Source organism: Spongiactinospora gelatinilytica, from assembly GCF_003236385.1.
Taxonomy (GTDB): domain Bacteria; phylum Actinomycetota; class Actinomycetes; order Streptosporangiales; family Streptosporangiaceae; genus Spongiactinospora; species Spongiactinospora gelatinilytica.
On record NZ_POUA01000553.1, the window covers coordinates 1 to 3,489 of the forward strand.

General features: G+C 72.9%; 4 protein-coding genes and 1 pseudogene. 1 reads left to right on the forward strand and 4 read right to left on the reverse strand.

Going from position 1 to position 3,489, the window contains the following annotated elements:
• The 4 genes from C1I98_RS44710 to rimP form a co-directional block, all read right to left on the reverse strand.
• Positions 1–951 (reverse strand): translation initiation factor IF-2 N-terminal domain-containing protein (locus C1I98_RS44710; protein ID WP_233508498.1); only part of this gene is annotated, 951 nt, incomplete at its 3' end.
• A gap of 141 nt (positions 952–1,092) precedes the next feature.
• Entirely contained in the window at positions 1,093–1,341 is a 249-nt protein-coding gene (locus C1I98_RS36735; RefSeq protein ID WP_233508499.1) for a YlxR family protein, read from the reverse strand.
• 40 nt (positions 1,342–1,381) lie between these two features.
• The gene (gene nusA / locus C1I98_RS36740; RefSeq protein WP_111171883.1) at positions 1,382–2,374 is read right to left on the reverse strand and encodes a transcription termination factor NusA; all 993 of its coding nucleotides are present in this window, start codon (positions 2,372–2,374) and stop codon (positions 1,382–1,384) included.
• The gene (rimP, locus tag C1I98_RS36745; RefSeq protein WP_111171882.1) at positions 2,371–2,928 is read right to left on the reverse strand and encodes a ribosome maturation factor RimP; all 558 of its coding nucleotides are present in this window, start codon (positions 2,926–2,928) and stop codon (positions 2,371–2,373) included. The genes nusA and rimP overlap by 4 nt, the downstream gene beginning before the upstream one ends.
• 247 nt (positions 2,929–3,175) lie before the next feature.
• On the opposite strand from rimP, the pseudogene C1I98_RS36750 reads away from it, so the two are divergent.
• Positions 3,176–3,489 (forward strand): annotated as a pseudogene (locus tag C1I98_RS36750) (hypothetical protein); the annotation flags it as partial.

Genomic DNA, 3,489 nt, shown 5'->3' on the forward strand with positions numbered 1-3,489 from the left:
GCCTGGGCCGCCACCGGAGACCGGACGCTGCGGCATCATCATCGGGTTGGGCCGGGGACCACCGGGACGCGGACCGCCCGCACCCGGACCGGGACGCGGGCCACCGGGACCCGGACGGGGACCGCCCGCCCCGGGAGCGCCGCCACGGCCGGACGGCGGACGCGGCATCGCGCCGTCGCGCGGACCCTGACCGCCGCCCTCGCGGCGCGGCTCACGGGTGCCGGGCCCACCGTCGCGCGGGCCACCGTCACGGCCCTGACGCGGCGGACGGGGCTGGCCCATGCCACTGGCGTTGGAAGAGAACGGGTTGTTGCCGGGACGCGGACCACGCGGCCCCGGACGCGGGCCGGGCTTGGGCCCGCGCTCGCCGCCCGGACGACCGCCGGGAGCGGCGGGGGCGGAAGGACCGCCCTGCTGCGGACTCGGCCGCGGCGCGGGCCTGGGGCCCGGCTTGGGACCGGACTGCGGGCCCGGACGCTGCGCGTGCCCGGACGGACGCGCGCCCTCCGGCCGCTGCTGCTGCCCCTGCTGCGGCGGGACCGCCTGCGGGGCGGGCTGCGGCTGCGGCGGGACCGGCGGTTGCTGGACCGGCGGCTGCGGCGCCGGCGGGACCTGCGGTCCCGGAGGGGCGGGCACGGGCGGACGCCCGGCGGGGCCGGGACGCGGGCCCGGCCTGGGGCCCGGCTTGGGGACTTTGCCCATCGGCGCCTGAGCGCCGTTTCCGGCACGGGGGCCACCCGGCCGGGGGGTCGCCTTCTGGGACGACCTGGATCTGTCGGACGAGCCTTTCGGCCCACCCGAGAAAGCTTCGGTGAGCTTGCGGACCACCGGCGCCTCGATGGTGGAGGACGCCGACCGCACGAACTCGCCCATCTCTTGGAGCTTGGCCATCACGACCTTGCTCTCTACGCCGAACTCCTTGGCGAGCTCGTAGACCCGGACCTTCGCCACTGCACTCCCTTACTCGGCCCGGGAGGCTGTAGCCGCCGGACCGTCGCTACCTAGACGTGTTCATCGCCGCATGCTCATCAGGCGCTCATCGCTATCTGACCCGCCCATCAACTCGGCGTCCTACATGACAGTTGGCAACCTTCACGAGGTTCCTCCAGCATCCTCTCGCTCCTCCAGGTAGGCCCGCAATCGCGTTGTGTCGAGAGCTCCTGCGGCGCGAAACGCGCGCGGGAACGCCCGGCGACGCACGGCGAGCTCCAGGCAACCGAGGGCCGGGTGCAGCGAGGCACCACGGCCCGCCAGCCGTCCTGCCGGATCGGGGACGATGACGCCCTCGACCTCCACCAGGCGGAGCAGCTCGGACTTGACCGTACGAACCCGGCAGCCCACGCAGGTTCTCAGCGGGGCCGCCTGGCCACCATATTCCAGCTTACCTCGTGGACGCATCTACGGGACCGGCGGCATCACCGAGCGCGGTGTCCGGACGGATGTCGATCCGCCACCCGGTGAGCCTTGCCGCGAGGCGGGCGTTCTGTCCCTCTTTGCCGATCGCGAGAGAGAGCTGATAGTCGGGCACGGTGACCCTGGCCACCCTGGCGTCGGCGTTTACCACCTCGACATGCGAAACGCGGGCCGGCGAGAGCGCATTCCCCACGAACTCCGCGGGCTCCTCCGACCAGTCGATGATGTCGATCTTCTCGCCGTGCAGCTCCGTCATGACGTTACGGACTCGTGACCCCATGGGCCCGATGCAGGCGCCCTTGGCGTTGACCCCCGGACGCCGCGACCGCACCGCGATCTTGGTCCGGTGCCCCGCCTCGCGGGCCACGGCGGCGATCTCCACCGTGCCGTCGGCGATCTCCGGGACCTCCAGCGCGAAGAGCTTCTTGACCAGGCCGGGGTGGGTGCGCGAGAGCGTCACCGACGGGCCCTTGTGCCCCTTCTTGACCTGCACGACGTAGCAGCGGATGCGCTCGCCGTGCACGTAGTCCTCACCGGGGACCTGCTCGTTGTGCGGCAGCACCGCCTCGATCTTGCCGAGGTCGACCAGCACGATCCGCGGGTCCTTGCCCTGCTGGATGATGCCGGCCACCAGCTCGCCCTCGCGGCTGGCGAACTCGCCGAAGTTGATCTCGTCCTCGGCGTCCCGGAGCTGTTGCAGGATGACCTGCTTGGCGGTGGTCGCCGCGATCCGGCTGAAGTTGCCCGGGGTGTCGTCGTACTCCCGCAGCACCTCACCGGCCTCGTCGACCTCGGCCGCCCAGATGGTGACGTGCCCGGACTGGCGGTCCAGCTCGGCCCTGGCCTTGGCGGCCGCGCCGTCGGTGCGGAAGTAGGCGATCAGCAGCGCATCCTCGATGGCCTTGACGACCAGGTCGAAGGAGATGTCCTTCTCTCGCTCCAGGCTGCGCAGAACGCTCATGTCGATGTCCACGAGGCTCCCCCTCGGCCGTCGTCGCCGTCGATGTCATCAATGTCGTCAGTGTCGTCGCCGTCGTCAGTGTCGTCGGCGTCGCCGGGACGGCGGAACTCGACCTGCACCCGCCCGTGGGTGAGGTCCTGGTAGTCCAGGCGGCGCGGCTCCCCGGAGACGTCGAGGTCCACGCCGCTGTCGTCGGCGGCGCGGACCCGCCCCTCGACGGTGCCGCCCTCGCGCAGCTCCACGGCGACCAGCCGCCCGGCCGCGCGCCGCCAGTGCCGCGGCTCGGTCAGCGGGCGGTCCACACCCGGTGAGGTGACCTCCAGGACGTACGGTGCGGCGCCCATGGCGTCTCCGGCGTCCAGCGCCTGGGAGATCGCCCGGCTCACATCGGCCACCTCGTCGAGGCTCACTCCGCCGTCCCGGTCGACGATGACCCGCAACACCCGTCGCTTGCCCGCCGGGGTGACCGTGACGTCCTCCAGATCGAGCCCCTCGCCGGACACCACCGGATCAAGGAACTTCACCAGGCGGTCACGGGAGGCGTCTGTTCCCATGCCGACCTCCTATTGTCACGATCTCAATCGGGCGGACCTCGCCCATGCGGTTAACCAGCCTATCCACACCCAGGCGTGGAAAAGCGCCACTCGCTGCGGCGAGCCCGCCGAAGTGCCGCGCCACGCCAGTGCGTAAACGCGGAATGCGCACGCCGCGAGCCGTACCATGCTAGGGGCATCACGGCCGTATCCGTCCCGGGTTCGCCGGGTGCCCCCCTTCCGCCGCTTTTCTCCAGGAGGCCCGTCCGTGCGTCCGCCACGCCTGACCAGGCGCGTCCTGCTGCGGGGCTCGGCCGCCGGGCTGGCCGCCGCGGCCGTGTCCGGGTGCGCCGCGGAGCGGAAGGCGGCCCCCGAGCCACCCGACCCTCAGGTCGTGCTGCTGCGCGAGCTGGTGGCCGACAAGGAGCGCACCGTCGCCCTGTACGGCCGCGCCGCCGAGGCCGACGCCGACCTGGCGCCGTTCCTGCGCCGACACCAGGAGCACCTGGCCGAGCTGCGGCGCAGGCTCCCGCCGCCGCCCACGCCGACGCCCGGCGCCACGCCGAGCCGTACGCCCACCCC

Coding starts and splice junctions, on each gene's coding strand:
- nusA (WP_111171883.1), bottom strand. CDS start 2,374: ATGAGCGTTCTGCGCAGCCTGGAGCGAGAGAAGGACATCTCCTTCGAC.
- rimP (WP_111171882.1), bottom strand. CDS start 2,928: ATGGGAACAGACGCCTCCCGTGACCGCCTGGTGAAGTTCCTTGATCCG.